Here is a 20,077-nt window from a genome sequence, read left to right on the forward strand (position 1 = left end):
TGAAAAAATATCTTATACAAAAGCATTAATTCCTGTCACATCAGCGCCAGTAATCAATAAATGGACATCATGCGTTCCTTCGTAAGTGATTACAGACTCCAGGTTTGCAGCATGTCGCATCATAGGGAAATCGCCTACAATTCCCATTGCACCGATAATTTGACGAGATTCTCGCGCAATATCAATAGCAATTTTTACATTGTTGCGTTTTGCCATAGAAATTTGTTCAGGCGTTGCTTTATTTTCGTTTTTCAACGTTCCTAATCGCCAACATAATAATTGTGCTTTCGTGATTTCTGTAATAAATTCAGCTAATTTTTTTTGTTGCAATTGATAAGAAGCAATTGGTTTTCCAAATTGTGTTCGTTCTAATGAATATTTCAAAGCAGATTCATAACAATCAATTGCAGCGCCAATTACACCCCAAGAAATTCCGTATCGAGCAGAATTTAAACAAGATAATGGTCCACGTAGACTCTTTACGTCTGGTAAAATTTGAGATTCTTCAATCTTTACATTTTCGAAAACTAATTCACCTGTTTTTGAAGCTCTTAATGACCATTTATTCAATGTTTCTGGCGTTGTAAAACCTTGCATACCGCGTTCTACAATAACTCCACGAATTTTTCCTTCTTCATCTCTTGCCCAAACAACTGCAATATTACAAATTGGTGAATTTGTAATCCACATTTTTGCTCCATTTAAGATATAATGATCACCATTTTTAGTCAAACGAGTTTCCATTCCGCCAGGATTTGAACCGTGATTTGGTTCAGTTAATCCAAAACTTCCAACGAATTCTCCTGAAGCTAATTTTGGTAAATATTTGCGTTTTTGTTCTTCTGATCCAAAAGAAAAAATTGGATACATCACCAACGAAGATTGTACAGATGCAGCAGAACGAACAGCCGAATCGCCACGTTCTAATTCTTGCATGATTAATCCATACGACATTTGGTCCAAGCCAGCGCCTCCATATTCTTCTGGAATATACGGTCCTAAAGCACCAATTGCGCCTAATTTTTTCATTAAATCTGGAATATCTTTATGATGTTGAGCAGCATCATCTATCACAGGTTTTATTTCGTTGTCCACAAAATCTCGAACAGATTGACGAATTAATTTATGTTCTTCGGTTAATAAATCATCAATCTTAAAATAATCTGTAGTTGAATTCATTTTATGCGGTTTTATTTTATTAAATCTAACGATTATTCATTAAATTAAAAATTATTCTGAATAATATTTATTAAAAATTTTAATTTATGAAACTTTTGACTAATTTAGGTAAAAGTTAAAACACAAAATAACACAAAAAAATGATAGAAAACGAATTAAAAGAATTAGGTATTTCTTCCGAAAATCTCGGAACATCAACAGGAAATACTTGGTTTGGAAAAGGTGAAGAGCTTTCTTCTTACTCGCCAGTAGACGGAAAATTGATTGGAAAAGTTAAATCATCAACAAAAGATGATTATGAAGAAGTGATAAAAAAAGCGCAAGTTGCTTTCAAAGAATGGCGAATGATTCCTGCTCCGAAACGTGGAGAGATTGTGCGTCAATTTGGAGAGAAACTTCGTGAAAAAAAGGCTTCTTTGGGAAAATTAGTTTCATATGAAATGGGGAAATCTTATCAAGAAGGTTTAGGTGAAGTGCAAGAAATGATCGATATCTGTGATTTTGCGGTTGGATTATCTCGTCAATTATATGGTTCGACAATTCATTCGGAAAGACCGCTGCATCGCATGTACGATCAATATCATCCGCTTGGAATTGTAGGGGTGATCTCTGCGTTTAATTTTCCAGTTGCGGTTTGGTCTTGGAATACGTGTTTAGCGATGGTTTGTGGCGATGTTGTTATTTGGAAACCAAGTGAAAAAACGCCTTTATGTGCAGTTGCATGTCAGCATATTTTAGCAGAAGTTTTAAAAGCAAATAATATTTCAGAAGGAGTTTCTTCTTTGGTGATGGGAGATAAAACAATTGGAGAATTGATTGCACAAGATTCTCGTGTGGCTTTGGTTTCTGCAACAGGTTCTACGCGAATGGGAATTGAAGTGAATAAAGTGGTTGCGGCTCGTTTGGGTAAAACAATTTTAGAATTAGGTGGAAATAATGCGATTATTGTTACACCAGATGCTGATCTAAAAATTATGTTGACTTCGGCTGTTTTTGGTGCAGTTGGTACGGCTGGACAGCGTTGTACAACAACAAGAAGATTGATTGTTCACGAATCTATTTATGATAAGGTAAAAGAATCGTTAGTAAATGCTTACAAACAGATAAAAATAGGTAATCCGTTGGATACAACAAATCATGTTGGTCCGTTGATTGATAAACATGCGGTTGAAATGTATTCAAAAGCATTAGAAAAAATTAATGAAGAAGGAGGAAAGATTATCGTTGAAGGAGGAATTTTAGAAGGAAATGGTTTTGAAAGCGGTTGCTATGTAAAGCCTGTAATTGCTGAGGTTGAGAATCATTTCGAAATTGTTCAACACGAAACTTTTGCTCCAATTTTATATTTAATCAAATATTCTGGAGATGTGTTAAATGCAATTGAAATTCAGAATAATGTGGCACAAGGTTTATCGTCTTCTATTATGACAAATAATCTTCGTGAAGCTGAATTATTCTTGAGTCAGCAAGGCTCTGATTGTGGAATTGCAAATGTAAATATCGGAACTTCTGGAGCTGAAATTGGCGGCGCTTTCGGTGGAGAAAAGGAAACTGGAGGTGGGCGTGAGTCAGGTTCGGATGCTTGGAAAGCGTATATGCGACGACAAACGAATACAATTAATTATTCGACAGAAGTGCCATTGGCGCAAGGAATTAAGTTTGATTTTTAAAAATTTACAGAGATGAGTACAGTACACGAAAGATTAGCAAAACATATATTGGCAGATGGATATCCGATTGTAATGGATATGGATAAGTCGCATGGATCCTATGTTGTAGACGAAAATGGCATTGAATATTTGGATTTATTTTCAATGTTTGCTTCGACTGCGATTGGTTATAATCATCCACATTTGATGGCGAAAATAGATTTTTTAGGTCGAAATGCAGTTAATAAACCTGCGATGTCAGACATTTATACAAAAGATTATGCCGATTTAATTGATACATTTGAGCGTGTTGCGATGCCGAAAGAATTGCAATATTTATTCTTTATTTCTGGAGGAACATTGGCAGTAGAAAATGCACTAAAAACGGCTTTTGATTGGAAAACAAGATTAAATTTTTCGAAAGGAATTGAGAAAGAAGCAAGTGATGTCATTCATTTTAAGCAAGCGTTTCATGGACGTTCTGGTTACACATTATCGCTAACGAATACGAAAGATCCTCGTAAATACGAATATTTTCCAAAGTTTGATTGGCCAAGAATTGAAAATCCAAAACGAATTTATCCTGTTACAGAAGATAATTTATGCAAGGTTGTTGAGGCTGAAAAACGTGCGATTGAACAAATTGAAAATGCTTTAGAAACACGCAAAAATAAAGTTGCTTGTATTATTATTGAGCCGATTCAAGGTGAAGGAGGAGATAATTATTTTCGAAAAGAATTCTTTCAGAAATTGAGAGAAATTTGTGATAGAGAAGAGATTTTATTGATTTTTGATGAGGTACAAACAGGAATGGGAATGACTGGTAAAATGTGGGCTTTTCAGCATTATGATGTGATTCCTGATGTGATTTCGTTTGGAAAGAAAACACAAGTTTGTGGAATTTTAGCGAATAAAGAAAAGTTAGATCAAATTCCGAATAATGTTTTCAAGGAATCAAGCCGTATTAATTCGACTTTTGGTGGAAATTATATCGATATGTTGCGTTTCAAATTAATTTTAGAAGTGATTGAACAAGAAAAATTAGTTGAAAATGCGGAAGAGAAAGGAAAATATATTTTATCAAAATTGAATGAAATCGCAAAAGAAACGAAGAAAATTCATTCGATTCGTGGATTAGGATTGTTCATTGCGTTTGATTTTTCATCAGATTTGGATCGTTCAGAATTCATCAAAACATGTTTCGAAAATCATATGATTATTCTTCCTTGTGGTGAAAACTCGGTGCGAATGCGTCCTCATCTCAATATTTCCGAAGAAGATACCAATAAAGCAATAGAAATTATTAAATTAGCATTAAAATAAACAGCAAAAGCAACCAAACAAAGGTTGCTTTTTTAATTTTGTAAAAGATAAAACTAAAGTATGATAGATTCTTTTTTCTTCGATTTTGACGGAACATTACAAGGTTTTGAAAACCATGAAATCAGTGATTCGACAATCGAAGCGTTGAAATTATTGAAACAAAAAAACAAAAAAATATACATCGCAACAGGACGAAATATGGTGGATATGCCTGAGCATATTTTTGATTATGGTTTTGATGGTTACATCAATAATAATGGAGGAATGTGCTCCGACGAAAACCGTCAATCATTTTTTGTAGATTACATCAACCCTAATGATATAGAGGCTTTGTTACAATATGATGATGAAAATCCTTTCTCATTTTCGTATATGACGAAAGAAGCGTTTAGTATCAATCGTGTGAATGAGAATGTAGAAAAATCGTTTGCTTATTTTGGAATGGAACTTCCAGAAGTGGTTGATCCTCGAACTTTGCCGAAAGATAATATTATGCAAATGAATTTTTTTGTGAACGAAGAACAAGAAGATTATTTGATGAAAAATGTGTTGACAAACAGTGTAGGAACACGTTGGATAGAATATTTTGCTGATATAAATCCGAAAAATATTAGTAAAATGCGTGGAATAGAGCGAATGGCTGAACGCGATAATTTAGATTTAACTAAAACAATGGCTTTTGGTGATGGTGGTAACGATATTAGTATGTTGAAAGGTTGTAAAATAGGTGTAGCAATGGGCGATGCGAAAGAGAATGTTCGTGAAGCGGCTGATTATTATACAACTTCTGCAGATAATCACGGAATATGGAATGCGCTGAAACACTTTGAGATAATTTAGAAACTTATTTTAATTTATATAGAAAAAAAACCAACTTAGGTTGGATTTTTTTCTTTTCACAATGTTGTGTTAATTACGTGTTCTATTGTTGTAGAATTAAAAAATAAAAATTATTTTAGAGTATTAATTATAAACTACAACATAATGAAACAATTATTATTAGCTGGATTTTTACTTTTTTCGAATTATGGTTTTGGGCAAGAAAAGCTTATTGTCGATTATAAATACGATATAAAGCATGATGAAGAAAAAATAAAGGAGTTTGAAAGAGAGCAAGCACAAAAAGGAGGAGGTACAATAAAAATTGGTGGGTCTCCAAATATTTATTATCAATTAGAATATAGTGATCATCAGTCCGTTTACAAAAAAATAGAAACCATTAATAATGATCAAAATGGTAGCTCTATGGGGGCTTTTTCAATTAATATTGGAGGAGAATATAAAGATCTGATTAATGAAATAAGTAAGAAAGCGTTTCGCCAAGAAGTCGTTTTAGATAAACAAAATTTTATTGTGGTCACGCCATATAAAGATTATGAATGGAAAATTACAGATATTGAAGATACGATTTTGGGTCACAAAGTAAAAAAAGCTATTGGTAATGATAAAGGTAAGCAAATAGCAGCTTGGTTTGCGCCAGATATTAAGGTTGATGCAGGACCAAATCAAGTGAATGGATTGCCAGGTTTGATTCTGAAAACGGTGAGCGAAACGGGTGGTAAATTTGGTTCGATTATGACTTATGAAGCGGATAAAATTAACTTAAACCCTAAGAAAATGTCTAAAACTAAACCTATAAAAGGTGAAGAAATAACACAAGAAGAGTTTAAAAAATTGCAAGATGAATCTCGTCAAAAAATGAGAGAATCTTTTTCGATAGGAGTGGACAAAAAATAATTTTAAATGAAATATTTAGTAATTTTCATTAGTTTTTTTTGTAATTTAGTTCAAGCGCAAGAAGCTCTAGAGATTGAATATGAAGAAGTTTTTATTCCTAGAATTATAGGAAAAGATGGGAAGGAAGAAAAATTGGATGATGATTTTATAAAAGCACTTTCTGTTCCAAAAAATTATGTGCTACAAATAGAAAAAGGAAAAAGTGTTTTTTCTAAGATTGAGAAAATTAATAATTCTCAAGGGAATGCGTTAGTTACGATGTATGGTATTTTTTCGTATAATTTCGAACAAGATTTCAATCAAAATAAAATGAAACAAGAATGGATGATAGAGAATAAAAAATACCTTGTAACTGATGCCATTTCGACACATTATAAATACGAATTAACGCAAGAAAAATCGACCTATTTGGGTTTTGATGTTAAACAAGCAGTTGTAAAATATGATGACAATAATAAATCAATCATTTGGTACGCACCAAGTTTACCCAAACGTTTTGGTCCAAAAGAATTCATTAATCTTCCAGGTTTGGTATTAAAGGTGGAATCTATTCGAAATGGAATTATTGATCCATCTTATTCTTTGAAAGCAACTTCTGTTACCACAAAAGATCATTTAGAATTTAAGAAATTATTCAAGGCTAAGGAAATTTCTAAAGCCGAATTTGAAAAGCTGAAAGCTGATTATAACCAACAAAGTTCGAATGAACATCAAGGTGTAGATAAAGATTAATCTAAATAAAAACTATGAAAAAATTACTATTGATTGTATTAAGCAGTTTGTGTTATTTTGTAAATGCTCAAGATGTTTTAGAAGTAGAATATGATGTATATACAGTATATGACGCAAGTAAAACTCAAGGTTCAGTTACAATTGACAACCGCAAATTGAGTAAAGATGAGACGATTAAGTATTTTACTGAACAAATGAAAATTGCTAGACCTTATGTTTTAGTAACAAATAAAACCGCTTCTAATTATAATCAAAAACCAACACTAAATGGTGGAAATTCAGTAAGCTATAGTAGTAATCAAGGAAATGGATTGTATTATAAAAATTTGCTTGAAAATTATTATATGCACGAATCAGTTGGTTTTGGAATGGATCGAATTATCAAAGATTCTATTCCTAAAATTAATTGGACTATAACACGCGACAAGAAAAAAGTCTTAGGTTTTGATGTTCGTAAAGCGACTGCAAAAATCAATAAAGAAGAGTTTACAGCTTGGTTTGCTACTTCTTTGTCTTTTCCTTCAGGACCAGATAAGTATATGGGATTACCTGGTTTGATTTTAGAATTAGAAAGAAAAACGAACGACGATGCTGATATGGTTATTACATACAAAGCAACATCTGTAAAAGAAGCGAAGAAAAATGTAACAATAAATCAACCAAAGAAAGGGAAAATTGTTGATTTCAAAACGTATAAAGCAGAAATGGATGCTTTTTTTAAGAAACAACAAGAAATGAATAGCCAAGGAGTAGATAAAGATTAAGTTTATAGTATAGAGAACAATAAATAAATCAACCAAAGGAAAACAGATAAGTCAGTCAGATTTCGAAAAAATGATTGACGAAGAAAACCGAAAATTTAATTAAATCCTTTTTGATATTAATTAATAGTTATTTATAATCTGTGAATATTTTTAATCAATATAATTACACTTTTTCTAAAGCAAACAATTCTTATCTTTGTTAAAGAAGAGTTGAATTAGATTTTATTCTAACAGAATACTTTTTTTATTAATTAAGATTTTTTGATACATGAAAATATTACTTTCGCCAGCGAAGATGATGAATTTGGAAACGAATGCTAAATGGAGAGCAACAACACCTCAATTTTTAGAACATTCGCAAAAAATTATGGATGTTATGAAAGAGATGAGTACAACTGATCTTGAAAAATTAATGAAAATTTCGAAAGATATTGCAGAAATGAATGTGGAGCGTAATCAGGTTTGGAATGTTAAACCTACTGCGAAACAAGCTATTCCAGCAGCTTTAGCTTTCAAAGGTGAAGTGTATAGAGGTTTGAATGCTGAGACGTTAAACGACGAAGCACTTGATTATTTCAATAAACATGCATTTTTGTTATCTGGGCTTTATGGAATGTTGCGTCCTTCGGATAAAGTAATGTTGTATCGCTTGGAAATGGGTTCGAAATTAGATGTTCATGGTTCGAAAAATTTGTATGGTTTTTGGAAAGAAATTTTGACACCTTTTCTAAATTCGAAACTAAAAAAAGGAGAATTTATCTTAAATTTAGCAAGTAATGAATATGCTAAAGTTTTGGATAAAAAATCGTTAAAAGTTCCGATGATTGATGTAGAGTTTCAAGATTACAAAAACGGTGAATTGAAAAAAATCATGATGTATTTTAAACATGCTCGTGGTGCAATGGCGCGTTATTGTGCAGAAAATAAAGTTGAAACTTTGGATCAAGTGAAAGCATTTGACGTGGATGGTTATCGTTTTGATGAGAACCTTTCTACCGAAGAAACTTTGGTATTTACAAGATAATGACTAAAAAAAATAATAACTTGAAGACTGCTTTATTAGTAGTCTTTTGTTATTTTTAAATCATATATGAAAGAAAATTTTATCGATAAATTACCCATCAAAATTATTTACTCGTTCCAATCGCTGATTGAAGAATTAGAACGATCTGAATACAACTTTGGAGAGTTTAAAGCTTTTTTAGAATATCTGAAAGCTACTCGACCAGAGTTGATTGATGGTGTTGAAACATTTGAAGATTTTCAGAAAATTATTAAAGATGTTGAGCCAATTATTGAGAAAATTATTCCTAATCCATTTGTAAAATATAATTTAAAAGCGATAACTTTTCCCTTTTCAGATAAATTTATTTTTGCAACGGATCGACTTAAAGAGTTGATTGATAATAATGAATCACGACTAAAATTCAATTTTGAAGATTTAGATTATGATACATTATATAAGTTTTGTTGTTGCTTCATCTTATCAAAATATTATCATAAAAATTTAGATTTTAATTTATCAAATCAGTTGGTGATAGACAATCAAAATGGCTACAGAATTTATCTTGGGACTGATATAAACCATGATTATTTTCGTATTTATCCATCCGAAGATAAATTTAAATTGACTGAAGATGAAATTGAAGAGTTGTTGAATAATTATGAAGATACAGCTTTGTGGATGAGAAAAATTCCAATTGGATCTTGGATTGCAAAAGGGTTTAATCTTGTATCATTTTTTGATAATACGACTGAAATTGCACTTTCTAACTTAAAATCTAAATTATTATCTTATGGAGAACCTTTTAATATTGTTCGAAATGATATTATTTCTGCATTAAAATCTATTTTTAGGATCAATAATTTAGAAGTCGGTTTTTCAGCTTATAATTCGGATAAAAATCAATTAGAAATTAGTCATTTATTACAATTGAATGATAGTTTATTGATTGATAATCATAAAAAAATAAAACTGAATGAAATTTTTTGTGCTGATTTAGAGAACAAAATATCGAAATCAGATTATTATGTTGTTTCTAATATTGACGCTGCTTTGGAGAAGTTTCCGCAAGATAAAATGTTGAGAATGGCAAATGAATCTGGTTTGAAAAGTTTGATTCTTTACCCATTGAAAAACGGAAAATCTCATTTAGGTATTTTAGAAATAGGTTCGAAAGAATCTGGAGTTTTCAATCGAATTAATGCAAACCTTTTACGCGAAATCACGCCTCTTTTAGAAGAATCTATTTATCGCTATACGGTAGAATTTGAGAATCAAATCAATGCTTATATACAAACCGAATATACGTCGTTGCATCCAAGTGTAGATTGGAAATTTAGAGAAAAAGCTCGTGAACATATATTGCATCCGGGAAACACAAAACAAAAATCGCAGATTTCTTTTCAAAATGTATATCCAATTTATGGTGAATTGGATGTGAGAAATTCGTCAGTGATTCGAAATCAATGTTTAAAAATGGATTATACTAATCAGATTAATTACTTGATTTTGATTTGTAACGAGTTATATAATCGTACAAAAAAGAATAAATTTTTGGATTATATTGACGATTTGACTGATTTTTTGCAACGAATAGATAATGTAGATAAAATCTATTTCGAAAGCGAATTATTTGATTACATTACGTTGCATATTCATCCTGAAATTCCCAAATATGTAAAGGACAATGAGAAATCAATTATCGAAGAATATCTAAAAAAGTTAGATTCTACAACGGGATTATTTTACGTAGAACGCAAAAAATTTGACCAAACAATTGTAATGACAAATTCACTTTTGTCGAACAAATTAGACACTTTTCAGAAAGATGCTCAAGATGTATTTCCGCATTATTACGAACGTTTCAAGACAGATGGAATTGATTATAATTTGTATGTTGGACGAAGTATTGCGCCATTCAAAAAATTCTCCTATCAAAATATTCGAGAAATTAGATATTGGCAACTACAGGCGATGATTTCGATGGAGCAATCGTATAAAGAAATTCAGAAAAAAACACCATTAAAAGTTGAGGTTGCTTCGTTGATTTTTGCAACGAATACCACTTTAGATATTTTGTTCAAATTAGATGAGAAACGTTTTGATGTTAATGGATATAACAATGCAAAATATGAAATAATCAAGAAAAGATTGAGTAAAGCTTTTGTGAAAGGAACAAATGAACGAATCAATTTGCCACACAAAATTTGTATTATTTATACCGAAGTTATCCTAAAAGAAGAATACTCAAATTATATCAATTTATTAATTGATAAGAAATTTTTGAAAAAAGATGTTGAATATTTGGAAATTGATGATTTGCAAGGTATAAGTGGTTTGCAAGCAATTAGAGTTTCGATTAATTATAAAAATAAACTCGAAAAATATACAAAAATAGAAGAATAAAGAATGGAAAAAGATGATGTATTGCTTAATATTTCGATAGATAGTACTGTCGAAAATATTTGGAAAGTTTTGACAGATGAACAAGCATTTAATGAATGTTTTGAAAATATAAAAATGACTTGTAACGAATGGAAAGTAGGAGAGAAGATAAAGTTTGTATCGCAAAAAAATAATGAAACGTTGGTAGATGAAGCTTTGATTACATCAATTATGGAGAATGAACGTTTGCGATATAATTACAAAAAACAAAATTCAAACCATGAGATTGAAGTGATTTTTAACTTGAAAGTTTCGGGTAATTTTACTTATCTATCAATTGAAGGAAAAGATTTTGCGGATGATTTTGAGCGCTCGCATTCAGAAAATGCGTGGATAAATATGATGCAAGCAATCAAGAAATATGTACAAAAAAAATAACCTTCAAATTTTTGAAGGTTATTTTTTTATATGTTAAAATCCGAAATTCAATCCAAAAACGATTCGTCCCGGATCTTCACCTTTAAAGTATGAAACTGTTGCGGTAATAGATTGTGCTCCGTTTATCCAAAGTCCGCCACCCATAGATGAATGCCATTTATTTGAGTCTTCTCCGTTTAACCAAACTCGTCCATAATCAGCTCCAACAAAAACGCCTAATCGCAATGGAACAACGGCTTTGAAACGTAAAGCATCAAATCGTAAATCAGATGTTTGTAAGAAAACTTTGTCTCCAGCAAAACGACCTAATCGATAACCACGTAAATCTTGATCTCCACCTAAATTAGCCATTTGGTAGAATTCCATAAAATTACCCCAAACTGCTTTACCTTTTAGCATAGAAGCAACTGTTAATCTTCCATTTGCAGAAATTTTGTGCGTAAAACCTAAATTAAGTTCTGTGTAAAAATGATTACGTTCAAAATCTGTCAAGTTAGAAATCCACTTTGCATTAGCTAAAAATGTCATACCTAATTTTGGCAATGATTCGTTATCGTAATTTTTGAACAAATATTTGGCTCCAATTTCTCCGAAATGTTGTCCTTTGAAAACGTCTCTATTAATTGATGGTAAATCTTCGACGATACGATCTTTATTCTCTTCAATCTTTTTGTAACTATAAATCGCAGAAAAATCTAAACGCCCATTGTTATTCATAATCTTGAAAATAGACGGTCCAATGCTATAACTTTCTAATCGAACACGGTTATAATCCATTCCAATTTCTTCTTGATTATTCACGGTCTCGTTTCCTAAACCAAAGAAATTTGTACTATAAGTCGGGCTCGTGTAAGCTGCATTAAGATCTAAATTCCACTTACCCAACGCTTTTGTAAACGTTCCTTTATATTTGGCATCCCAACCGCCTGTCGCAAAATAATAACTTAATTGCAAATTGTGACGTTGCGAATATGGTTTACGATCAAAACCGTTGACAGTGTAGGTTGGCGATAAACCAATTTTTATTCCGTCATCAGGATTGTAGCCAATATTAGGTAACATAGTAAAGAAATTATACATCGGTTGTTTGTAATCGTATGTATTAACCTCGTAATCGTTGACAAAATTTTTCGATGTTAAAAAGGTAGATTCAGATGCATCGCTTCCGTTAGCGTAATCATATACTTTTACTTTTGCAGAACGCTTTACTTCGTATATATCGTCATCTATTCCACCAATAATACGAACTAAAATAGCGTTATTTGGCTTTCCTTCAACCTTGAATTTATCTTTTCCGTTTAATCCATATAAACGAATTTCTTTCGTTTCTTTTTTATCAAAATCTTCATCAAGAATTAAAGTTCGATCTTGTCCTGAATAGATTTTTACATTTGTTTTTCCCTTTGGTAAACGAGTGATCACAAAATCTTCATCTTCGTTTGTTCCTTTCAGAATGACTAATTTGCGAAGAACTTTATTATATTCTTCAGCAAATTTTTCTAATTTAGATTTTCGAGCAATAAGATTATTAATGACTTCTTGATCATATTCTTGTTTTGTTTCTTCAGGAATTAATTCAAATGATTGTTTGATATAATCATCACTCAAATTATCTTGAATATATTTTGCTTCTTTTTTCCATAAATCAAGATCGGATGATTCTAAAATGGCTAAATCCAACGGGTAAGGCTCTCTGTTGAACCATTTTACATTTTTGATATCATCTTTGTAATCTTGCATATGTCTAAGCGGAGGAATTTTCATAATCAAATGAAAGAAAAGTCCGTCATAACGTGGAAATGCTTGATCTCTATCACGTGGAATTGGTTTATAAATAGTTTGTTTATTTTCTTTGTAAACGCCCCAACGCCATTGGTCAGAATGTCGATCCCAATCTCCAACTAACATATCAAAAAGTCGTGCACGAATATAGGCTTGCTTATCCACGACAACATCTTTGTTTTTGTGAATCGCAGCCAACATATCATCTGTGCTAACAATATCTTTTGGTTTTCCGAAAACACCGTCTTGATATCCGGACATTGGTCGTTCTTCTATCATGTATAATTCATCACCAAAATTTTCATTATATGCTTTCAAGGCTTCTTGTTTTGGAACATAATATAATTTTGGCGTAGAATGCATAATATTGATCGGTTTCATCAAATTAGCAACTGTTAATGGATAATATGGATGATTGGTTGTATAGAAATCCATCAAAAATTTCTCTGTGAACGAATCTTCAAATTCATCTGCAACATATTTATTTTTAAACGCTACTTGCTGAATAAATTGCGTGGCACTTTTCTTCACCGAGCGCATATTGTATTCTTCACCTTTTGCATTTGCCAATCGTAAACTTTGCGTTTGATGTCCACCACCCATTCTAACAGGGGTTAAACCTCCATTTAGTTGACTTAAATTAACAGTATTAGCAGTAATTGTTTGTCCATATGTTCGACGATAATGGCGACCAAAAAAGAATTTATACGGATCAGATTTACGTGTATCTTCTAATGGATATACACTTGTTTCTTTCGTTTTTGGCATTTTTTTATCATCATAAACTTGTGCCAAATATTCCTTTTTCTTTTCTGTAATTTGTTTTGTTAATAATAATTCGATTCCATCGTCTTTAAAACCATAGAAATTAGCTTTAGAAGCGCCATTATCATATAAATCTAGTACAACAAAACCATTATCTCCGTAAGAAAAATCGTTTTTACCAACCGCTTTTGCCGATTCTTTTTTAGAACCAGAACCACTGATAATTTGTTTGACATTGTTTTGTTGAATATATTGCAAGTTGTGATCGTGTCCAGAAACAACAATTACATTATTTCTATTTTCGATAAGCGTTGCAATACGAGAAGCCATTTCTCTGTATTTGAAATTATTAACATCTTGAGGACTAAGACCTGTTGTACTTCTTAATAAATTAATAAAAGATCCGATTACCGGTAATGGAACTTTGAAATTATCTCCTAATGGATAAAACTGTTTTTTGAAATCAAATTGTCCACCATGTGTTCCGTTCGAATATAACGGATGATGCATTGTGATAACAGTTGTTCTGTTTTGATATTTGTTCAACTGCGATTCTAATTCTTCGAAGAAAGCTTCTCGCGATTTGATATCACATTTTTCATTTAGACCAGGATGTTTGTCCCAATCTTGCAAATACCATTCAGAATCTATCGCAATAATTCCGATACTATCATTTACATTTATTTTATCAATTGGACACGCATCTTTTGGTAAAAAAGATTTTTTATTACCCAATTGTTTTTTGACTAATTTTTCTTGTTCTTTTAATCCTTTTACACCATTCCGCCAATCATGATTTCCTGGAATAAAAAGAGTTTTTCCTTTAAATTCTTTCGCTAAATCAATCTGAAATTGAAGTTTTTCTCTACTTGTTGTATATTCAGCTTTTGTAGAATCTGTTACAATTCCATTTTCGTAAACATTATCACCTAAAAAGAAAAGGTAAGAAGAAGAGTCAGCTTTCGCTAATTGATTCTTTAAAATTTCTAAATTTTGTTTATTTTTTGGTTGATCAAGATCTCCTGCATCGCCAATTAAATAGATAGATTGTATTTTATTTCCTTCTACATTTTGTACTTTTTCTGTCTTAATGTTTCTCCCATATTGAGGATGTTGCGTAGCGCAAGATGTCATATAAAGGCAAGAACCTACTAAAGCCAAAAAAGGATAATTCAATTTTTTGTTGTTCAGTGTTGGTAATAATTTCATACATTTAAGCGTTAAAAACTTGTGATGAACCAATTGTTATTAGATATAGAAAACTATGTTTTCAATCTGTTCAAAGATAATCTTTCTTTAGATTTTACGTATCATAATTTTATGCATACTGTAAAAGTTGTAGAAGCTATAAAAACGTTGTCTACCGAAGAGCAAATATCTACAGATTTACGAGAAAAATTATTAATTGCTGGTTGGTTTCATGATACGGGATATACAAAAACCGTGCAAGGTCATGAAAAAGAAAGTGCAAATATTGCAAAACAGTATTTGAGCGAGCATAATTTCGACGAAAATTACATCAACGAAGTCCAAGATTATATTTTAATCACAACATTAAATAGTGTTCCGAAAAATATAGGTGAAGCAATTGTAAAAGATGCAGATAACTATCATTTAGGACAAACCGAATATCCTAAGATTTCTGAGTTGTTACGTGATGAAATTGCCAAAATTTGTCACAAAGAATTTTCGGACTACGAATGGCATCTAGAAAATAGAAATTTCTTTCTAAATGTTCATCATTTTTATACAGATGCCGCAAAAAAACATTGGCAAAAAGGAAAAGAAGAAAACTTAATTTATACACAAAACAAAATCAAAGAGATAGAGTTGATTGGTGATATTCCTAATAAGTATGAAATTAAGAAAAAGAAAAACGATAAAATTCAGCAACCAGAACGTGGAGTTGATACACTTTTTCGTGTGACGTTAAATAATCATACTCGTTTAAGCGATATTGCGGATAGTAAAGCCAATATCTTATTGTCTGTAAATGCTATCGTGATTTCGATTGCACTTTCTACTTTGGTTCCAAAATTAGGAAGTCCAAAGAATGAATATTTACTTTTACCTTCAATTGTAATGCTTTTATCAAGCGTTGTTTCAATTATTTTTGCAATTTTAGCAACTAAACCAAATGTAACGTACGAAAGTTTTAACGAAGAAGATGTAAAAAACAAAAAAGTGAATTTGCTTTTCTTTGGTAATTTTTATCAAATGTCACTTGAAGCCTACGATGATGCTATGCAAGAGTTGATGAAAGACAGAGATTATGTATATACTTCTTTGACAAGAGATTTGTATTATTTAGGAAAAGTTTTGGAAAGAAAATATCGTTTGTTAAGCATCACGTACACAATTTTTATGATCGGAACAATTTTATCCGTTCTAACGTTTGCTTACGCGATGATCACAAATGTTGCTTAATTATTTTTTTACTTTTTCAAAAGTAAAAGCAATTTTACTTGATTCATCATTGCTAATTTCAGCTTTTAACTGATGACCAATTTTCCAATATTTGGTAAGTTTAGGAAAATCATTCTCTTGATTTTCTAATGTAAACGAATTTCTATCAGAATTGATTAACTCAAAATCAGTTGTCTCTTTTTTAGTTTTGTCCAAATTAACTTTCAATATCCATTTATCATCAATCTTTGTGATAGTAAGATGTTCCTGCGAAATTGTATCATTATTTTTGATTGTAAACCCGCAACCTAAAAAAGTGTTTTTATCAACTTTTTTCCAGTTTTCATACGTTTTTCGATCCGATTTTTCATTTGTTCTAATCCATTCTCCAACCAAAAAATCAAAACTTGGTTTATCAGCAGAAGTTTTAGTTGATTCGCAAGAATTCAACAAAAAAATAAATAAAAGAAGAAAAGTAAATAGTTTCATATTAGTGTGCTTAATAGTAAAAATAATCAATTTGAAATAGTTAAAATGATAGAAATGATTTTTTCTCAAAAATTTTATTCTTTTATGTATTATTGGTTTACTTTTTGTGTAATTCGTGGCAGTTAAATTAGGCAATAAACAAAAGGTACACTATTTTTGAAGTATGCGACTTTCTACAAAACAAAAGTTTTTTCAATACATTAAAAAATCATTTAATTTTTTTCAAAACTTGTTGAACCTGTTAAAATTGGTTTTATCAGAGCGACAATTTTTGTATTTATCGTGTATTTTAGTAGCTATTTCATCTGCTTTTGCAGTGATTGTGCTAAAAACTTTTGCGCACAATGTTTTTCAATTTACTATTTATATTAATAATTTAGTCAAACTACCTTATATCAATAGTATATTGCCAATTATAGGTATTTTGTTGACGGTTTTTGTTGTGCAGAAATTTTTGGATGGTTCGATAGAAAAGGGAACTTCTCAAATTATGATTGCTGTAGCTAAAAAGTCTGGAATAATGCCTAAAAAACAGATGTATGCTCAGATTTTAACGAGTTCCTTAACAGTTGGTATGGGTGGTTCGGCTGGTTTAGAATCTCCAATTACAATTACTGGTGCAGCTTTTGGTTCTAATTATGCACAATATTACAGATTCAAATACAAAGAAAGAACACTTTTGTTGGCTTGTGGTGTTGCAGCTGGTATTGCGACTGCATTCAATGCACCAATTGCAGGTGTTTTGTTCGCGATAGAGATTGTATTAGCGGATATGAGTGTTACTGCTTTTATTCCTTTATTGTTATCTTCTGCAACAGGAGCTTTAATTGCCAATTTAACATTAAAAAGCAATATGTTATTATCCTTTCGTTATGCGTTAGGATTTGATTATCATAATGTTATTTTCTATGTGATTTTGGGTGTTTTAGCGGGGTTTGTTTCAGTTTACCATGCTCGATTATTTCGTAAAGTTGAACATTTGATAGGGAATTATTCGGATAATGTATATTGGCGAGCGATTGTTGGAGCGGGAAGTTTAGCAATATTGATTTTCTTTTTCCCAACATTATTTGGTGAAGGTTATGAGAGTATAAAATATTTAGCAAATGATGAAGCTGGTTTTATTTTAAATAATTCATTGTTAGAGAGTTTTAGAACGAATCAATGGATAGTTTTAGGATTTGTTTTTGTCACAATTTTAATCAAATCTATTGCAACAGGTTTAACTTTAGGAAGTGGAGGAAACGGAGGAAACTTCGCGCCTTCGTTATTTGTTGGGTCATATCTTGGTTTTTTCGTTGCAAAATTCTTTAATTTAATCGGTTTCAAAGAAGTTCCAGTCGGTAATTTTACTGTTGTTGGAATGGCAGCTGTTTTAAGTGGGTTATTTCATGCGCCATTAACAGCAATTTTCCTAATTGCCGAAATTACGGGAGGTTATGGATTAATTATTCCCTTAATGATTGTTTCTTCGATAAGTTTTGCAATTTCAAAACGATACGACAAATATTCGATGGATATATACGCAATAGCAGAAAAAGGAATTGTTTTTACATCTGATAAAGACCGAAATTTGTTTAATAAAATTGATTTGTTTTCGATTTATATCAAGAATATCAAAACATTGACGGTTTACAATTCAATTGAAGATATAAAAGAAATTTTTTCTACTACAACACAAGATTTTATTCCAGTCCTCAATGAAGATGAATCGATTCATGGAATTATAGTTTTAGATAATATTCGATCATTTATTTTTAATGATAATATTGATAAAAGTTACTTAGAATGTATAACAGAAGCAACTTCGACATCTATTTTTACGAATGCTGCTAACGTGATGAAAATGATGGAAGCAAAAAAAATAGATTATATTTTACTCACTAAAAAAGGTAAATTTGAAGGTTATGTAACCGAAAGTTTATTATTAGAAAGTTATCGAAGTAATTTGAATAAGTTGAGAATTGAGTAGAAATATTTGAATATAATATACAAAAAAAGCCTCTATTTTTAGAGGCTTTTCATTATAATTCTTTTTTCATTTCATATTGTTTGTCGTACAATTCTAATCCCATCGATTGAATAAAATCATTTGTAGAGATTTCTCTTTCGTCAACATTAATCATTTTAATCTCTTTATTTTTCAAATCGCTGAAAAGGATGGAAGCTAAATAACGATTTCTATAATCGTGATGAACACCAAATTGATAAATACGTGTATTATTTTTGTTGATAATTTTATAAGCAACTAAAATTCCATCTTCATAAATTCCATTTATTTGACAATCTTCGATGATATTTTTTACACTTTGAATATCATTTTTCCAAGTAGGTTTTATGTCCCAAAAGTTTTCACTTGTAATCAAATCTAAATCACTAAATTCTATAATTTCATGTAATGGATTTACGACCAAAATAGGAATTCCTTTATAACTGTTTAAAGTTCTTGTTTTTTCGAAACCACAAGCTTCATAAGCGTTAATAGCAAAATCATTTTTAATATTTACTTCTAAAAATATGTTTTTCACTTGTTGTTCTTTCAATTTTGGAAAACTAAAATCTAACATTTGTTGTGTGATTTTTTTTCCACGATGTTCAGGACAAACGCCCGTTCCACCAATATAAGCTGTTTTTACTTCGTTATAATTTCTAATTCCATAAAGTAAAAAGCCAACTAATTTTCCATCAATACTAGCACCTACAGAATAATCAAGATTGATATCTTCCATTTTTAATTTTCCCTGAAATTGTTCAGTTGAAAGATTGATAGAAACGTAATAATTTTGATAAGAAAGATTATATAAGGCTGATAATTCTTCCAAATCAACATGAGTTAATGAGTGTATTTCAATGTTTGTTTGCATAGCTGTAATTTGCATAGCAAAAATAGCCCCAACATTTAAGTTTTTTCTAAAAAAAATCTTAAAAAATTAATAAAGATTGAATTTTATTTGAACTATGTAATCCGAATTTGATAAAAATATAATTTATTTAATAATATTGACTGAATAATTATACATAAATTTTAAAAATAGTGTAGAGGATAATATATAGAATTAAGAAAACTTCTTTTTTTTATGATTTAACATAAGCTTATTATTGATTATGCTGAAGAAAATTCTGTAATCAATAAATTTGCATACATTTTTAAAACTAAAACTACGAGAGAAGTCTAACTTTCTCCTCATTTGTTGAAACAATTATTCTTCTCTCGATTTTTTTTGAAAAATACTCCTCGAAGAATTCAAGTAAAGTGTATTTGTTACACTAATTAAAATACCAAATTCTCAAAATTTCTTTCCAAAACTTATTTCAAAATATCTATTTCTCAAAAAATATTTAAACATATGATGAATTTAATAAAGCTTTGAAAAATTATCAAAAAATGATTAACGAACATTTGTTAGTTTTTTTCTTTTGATTAT

The 20,077-nt window shown here is 30.6% G+C and carries 15 protein-coding genes; 11 read left to right on the plus strand and 4 right to left on the minus strand.

Annotated features, from left to right (window positions below; translation table 11 throughout):
• Nucleotides 1–12: 12 nt before the first annotated feature.
• Nucleotides 13–1,179 carry an acyl-CoA dehydrogenase family protein gene (locus N5E64_RS05875; protein ID WP_038335874.1) on the minus strand — a complete coding sequence of 389 codons (1,167 nt, stop codon included), beginning with the start codon at nucleotides 1,177–1,179 and terminating at the stop codon, nucleotides 13–15.
• A gap of 140 nt (nucleotides 1,180–1,319) precedes the next feature.
• On the opposite strand from N5E64_RS05875, the gene N5E64_RS05880 reads away from it, so the two are divergent.
• From N5E64_RS05880 to N5E64_RS05920, 9 genes are all read left to right on the plus strand, one after another.
• Nucleotides 1,320–2,849, plus strand: a complete 1,530-nt coding sequence (locus N5E64_RS05880) for an aldehyde dehydrogenase family protein (protein ID WP_280036310.1) — start codon at nucleotides 1,320–1,322, stop codon at nucleotides 2,847–2,849.
• 12 nt (nucleotides 2,850–2,861) lie between these two features.
• The gene (lat, locus tag N5E64_RS05885) at nucleotides 2,862–4,151 is read left to right on the plus strand and encodes an L-lysine 6-transaminase (RefSeq protein WP_115000945.1); all 1,290 of its coding nucleotides are present in this window, start codon (nucleotides 2,862–2,864) and stop codon (nucleotides 4,149–4,151) included.
• Nucleotides 4,152–4,211: 60 nt separating this feature from the next.
• Entirely contained in the window at nucleotides 4,212–4,991 is a 780-nt protein-coding gene (locus N5E64_RS05890; RefSeq protein WP_219034910.1) for an HAD family hydrolase, read from the plus strand.
• A gap of 144 nt (nucleotides 4,992–5,135) precedes the next feature.
• Nucleotides 5,136–5,888 (plus strand): GLPGLI family protein, encoded by a 753-nt coding sequence (locus N5E64_RS05895; protein WP_280036312.1) that lies wholly within the window; start codon nucleotides 5,136–5,138, stop codon nucleotides 5,886–5,888.
• Between the two features lie 6 nt (nucleotides 5,889–5,894).
• Nucleotides 5,895–6,620: a GLPGLI family protein gene (locus tag N5E64_RS05900; protein ID WP_280036313.1), complete on the plus strand. Its 726-nt coding sequence runs from the start codon at nucleotides 5,895–5,897 to the stop codon at nucleotides 6,618–6,620.
• Nucleotides 6,621–6,634: 14 nt separating this feature from the next.
• Nucleotides 6,635–7,384 (plus strand): GLPGLI family protein, encoded by a 750-nt coding sequence (locus N5E64_RS05905; protein ID WP_280036316.1) that lies wholly within the window; start codon nucleotides 6,635–6,637, stop codon nucleotides 7,382–7,384.
• A gap of 268 nt (nucleotides 7,385–7,652) precedes the next feature.
• The gene (gene yaaA, locus N5E64_RS05910) at nucleotides 7,653–8,408 is read left to right on the plus strand and encodes a peroxide stress protein YaaA (protein WP_038336050.1); all 756 of its coding nucleotides are present in this window, start codon (nucleotides 7,653–7,655) and stop codon (nucleotides 8,406–8,408) included.
• 66 nt (nucleotides 8,409–8,474) lie between these two features.
• Complete coding sequence (locus tag N5E64_RS05915) at nucleotides 8,475–10,793, plus strand: hypothetical protein (RefSeq protein ID WP_280036319.1); 2,319 nt, start codon at nucleotides 8,475–8,477, stop codon at nucleotides 10,791–10,793.
• A gap of 3 nt (nucleotides 10,794–10,796) precedes the next feature.
• Complete coding sequence (locus tag N5E64_RS05920) at nucleotides 10,797–11,210, plus strand: SRPBCC domain-containing protein (RefSeq protein ID WP_280036321.1); 414 nt, start codon at nucleotides 10,797–10,799, stop codon at nucleotides 11,208–11,210.
• A 33-nt stretch (nucleotides 11,211–11,243) separates the two neighbouring features.
• Here N5E64_RS05920 and N5E64_RS05925 read toward each other — a convergent pair whose 3' ends face one another.
• Entirely contained in the window at nucleotides 11,244–14,966 is a 3,723-nt protein-coding gene (locus N5E64_RS05925; RefSeq protein WP_280036323.1) for a metallophosphoesterase, read from the minus strand.
• Nucleotides 14,967–14,990: 24 nt separating this feature from the next.
• Here N5E64_RS05925 and N5E64_RS05930 point away from each other — a divergent pair, with 24 nt between their 5' ends.
• Nucleotides 14,991–16,184, plus strand: coding sequence for a Pycsar system effector family protein (locus tag N5E64_RS05930; protein ID WP_280036326.1), 1,194 nt, complete (start codon nucleotides 14,991–14,993; stop codon nucleotides 16,182–16,184).
• On the opposite strand, the gene N5E64_RS05935 is transcribed toward N5E64_RS05930, so the two are convergent.
• Nucleotides 16,185–16,652 carry a DUF6265 family protein gene (locus tag N5E64_RS05935; protein ID WP_125349834.1) on the minus strand — a complete coding sequence of 156 codons (468 nt, stop codon included), beginning with the start codon at nucleotides 16,650–16,652 and terminating at the stop codon, nucleotides 16,185–16,187.
• 163 nt (nucleotides 16,653–16,815) lie between these two features.
• On the opposite strand from N5E64_RS05935, the gene N5E64_RS05940 reads away from it, so the two are divergent.
• Nucleotides 16,816–18,624, plus strand: coding sequence for a chloride channel protein (locus N5E64_RS05940; RefSeq protein ID WP_280036330.1), 1,809 nt, complete (start codon nucleotides 16,816–16,818; stop codon nucleotides 18,622–18,624).
• Between the two features lie 52 nt (nucleotides 18,625–18,676).
• Here N5E64_RS05940 and N5E64_RS05945 read toward each other — a convergent pair whose 3' ends face one another.
• On the minus strand, nucleotides 18,677–19,516 hold the full coding sequence (locus tag N5E64_RS05945) for a GNAT family N-acetyltransferase (RefSeq protein WP_280036333.1): 840 nt from the start codon (nucleotides 19,514–19,516) through the stop codon (nucleotides 18,677–18,679).
• Nucleotides 19,517–20,077 lie beyond the last annotated feature (561 nt).

The organism is Empedobacter sp. GD03739 (assembly GCF_029843245.1).
Taxonomy (GTDB): Bacteria; Bacteroidota; Bacteroidia; order Flavobacteriales; family Weeksellaceae; genus Empedobacter; species Empedobacter falsenii_B.

What these genes read in the sequence shown, in the direction of transcription:
- lat (WP_115000945.1), top strand. Translation starts at nt 2,862, where the DNA reads ATGAGTACAGTACACGAAAGATTAGCAAAACATATATTGGCAGATGGA.
- N5E64_RS05935 (WP_125349834.1), bottom strand. Translation starts at nt 16,652, where the DNA reads ATGAAACTATTTACTTTTCTTCTTTTATTTATTTTTTTGTTGAATTCT.
- N5E64_RS05945 (WP_280036333.1), bottom strand. Translation starts at nt 19,516, where the DNA reads ATGCAAACAAACATTGAAATACACTCATTAACTCATGTTGATTTGGAA.
- N5E64_RS05925 (WP_280036323.1), bottom strand. Translation starts at nt 14,966, where the DNA reads ATGAAATTATTACCAACACTGAACAACAAAAAATTGAATTATCCTTTT.
- N5E64_RS05900 (WP_280036313.1), top strand. Translation starts at nt 5,895, where the DNA reads ATGAAATATTTAGTAATTTTCATTAGTTTTTTTTGTAATTTAGTTCAA.
- N5E64_RS05915 (WP_280036319.1), top strand. Translation starts at nt 8,475, where the DNA reads ATGAAAGAAAATTTTATCGATAAATTACCCATCAAAATTATTTACTCG.
- N5E64_RS05905 (WP_280036316.1), top strand. Translation starts at nt 6,635, where the DNA reads ATGAAAAAATTACTATTGATTGTATTAAGCAGTTTGTGTTATTTTGTA.
- yaaA (WP_038336050.1), top strand. Translation starts at nt 7,653, where the DNA reads ATGAAAATATTACTTTCGCCAGCGAAGATGATGAATTTGGAAACGAAT.
- N5E64_RS05940 (WP_280036330.1), top strand. Translation starts at nt 16,816, where the DNA reads ATGCGACTTTCTACAAAACAAAAGTTTTTTCAATACATTAAAAAATCA.
- N5E64_RS05880 (WP_280036310.1), top strand. Translation starts at nt 1,320, where the DNA reads ATGATAGAAAACGAATTAAAAGAATTAGGTATTTCTTCCGAAAATCTC.
- N5E64_RS05875 (WP_038335874.1), bottom strand. Translation starts at nt 1,179, where the DNA reads ATGAATTCAACTACAGATTATTTTAAGATTGATGATTTATTAACCGAA.
- N5E64_RS05930 (WP_280036326.1), top strand. Translation starts at nt 14,991, where the DNA reads ATGAACCAATTGTTATTAGATATAGAAAACTATGTTTTCAATCTGTTC.
- N5E64_RS05890 (WP_219034910.1), top strand. Translation starts at nt 4,212, where the DNA reads ATGATAGATTCTTTTTTCTTCGATTTTGACGGAACATTACAAGGTTTT.
- N5E64_RS05920 (WP_280036321.1), top strand. Translation starts at nt 10,797, where the DNA reads ATGGAAAAAGATGATGTATTGCTTAATATTTCGATAGATAGTACTGTC.
- N5E64_RS05895 (WP_280036312.1), top strand. Translation starts at nt 5,136, where the DNA reads ATGAAACAATTATTATTAGCTGGATTTTTACTTTTTTCGAATTATGGT.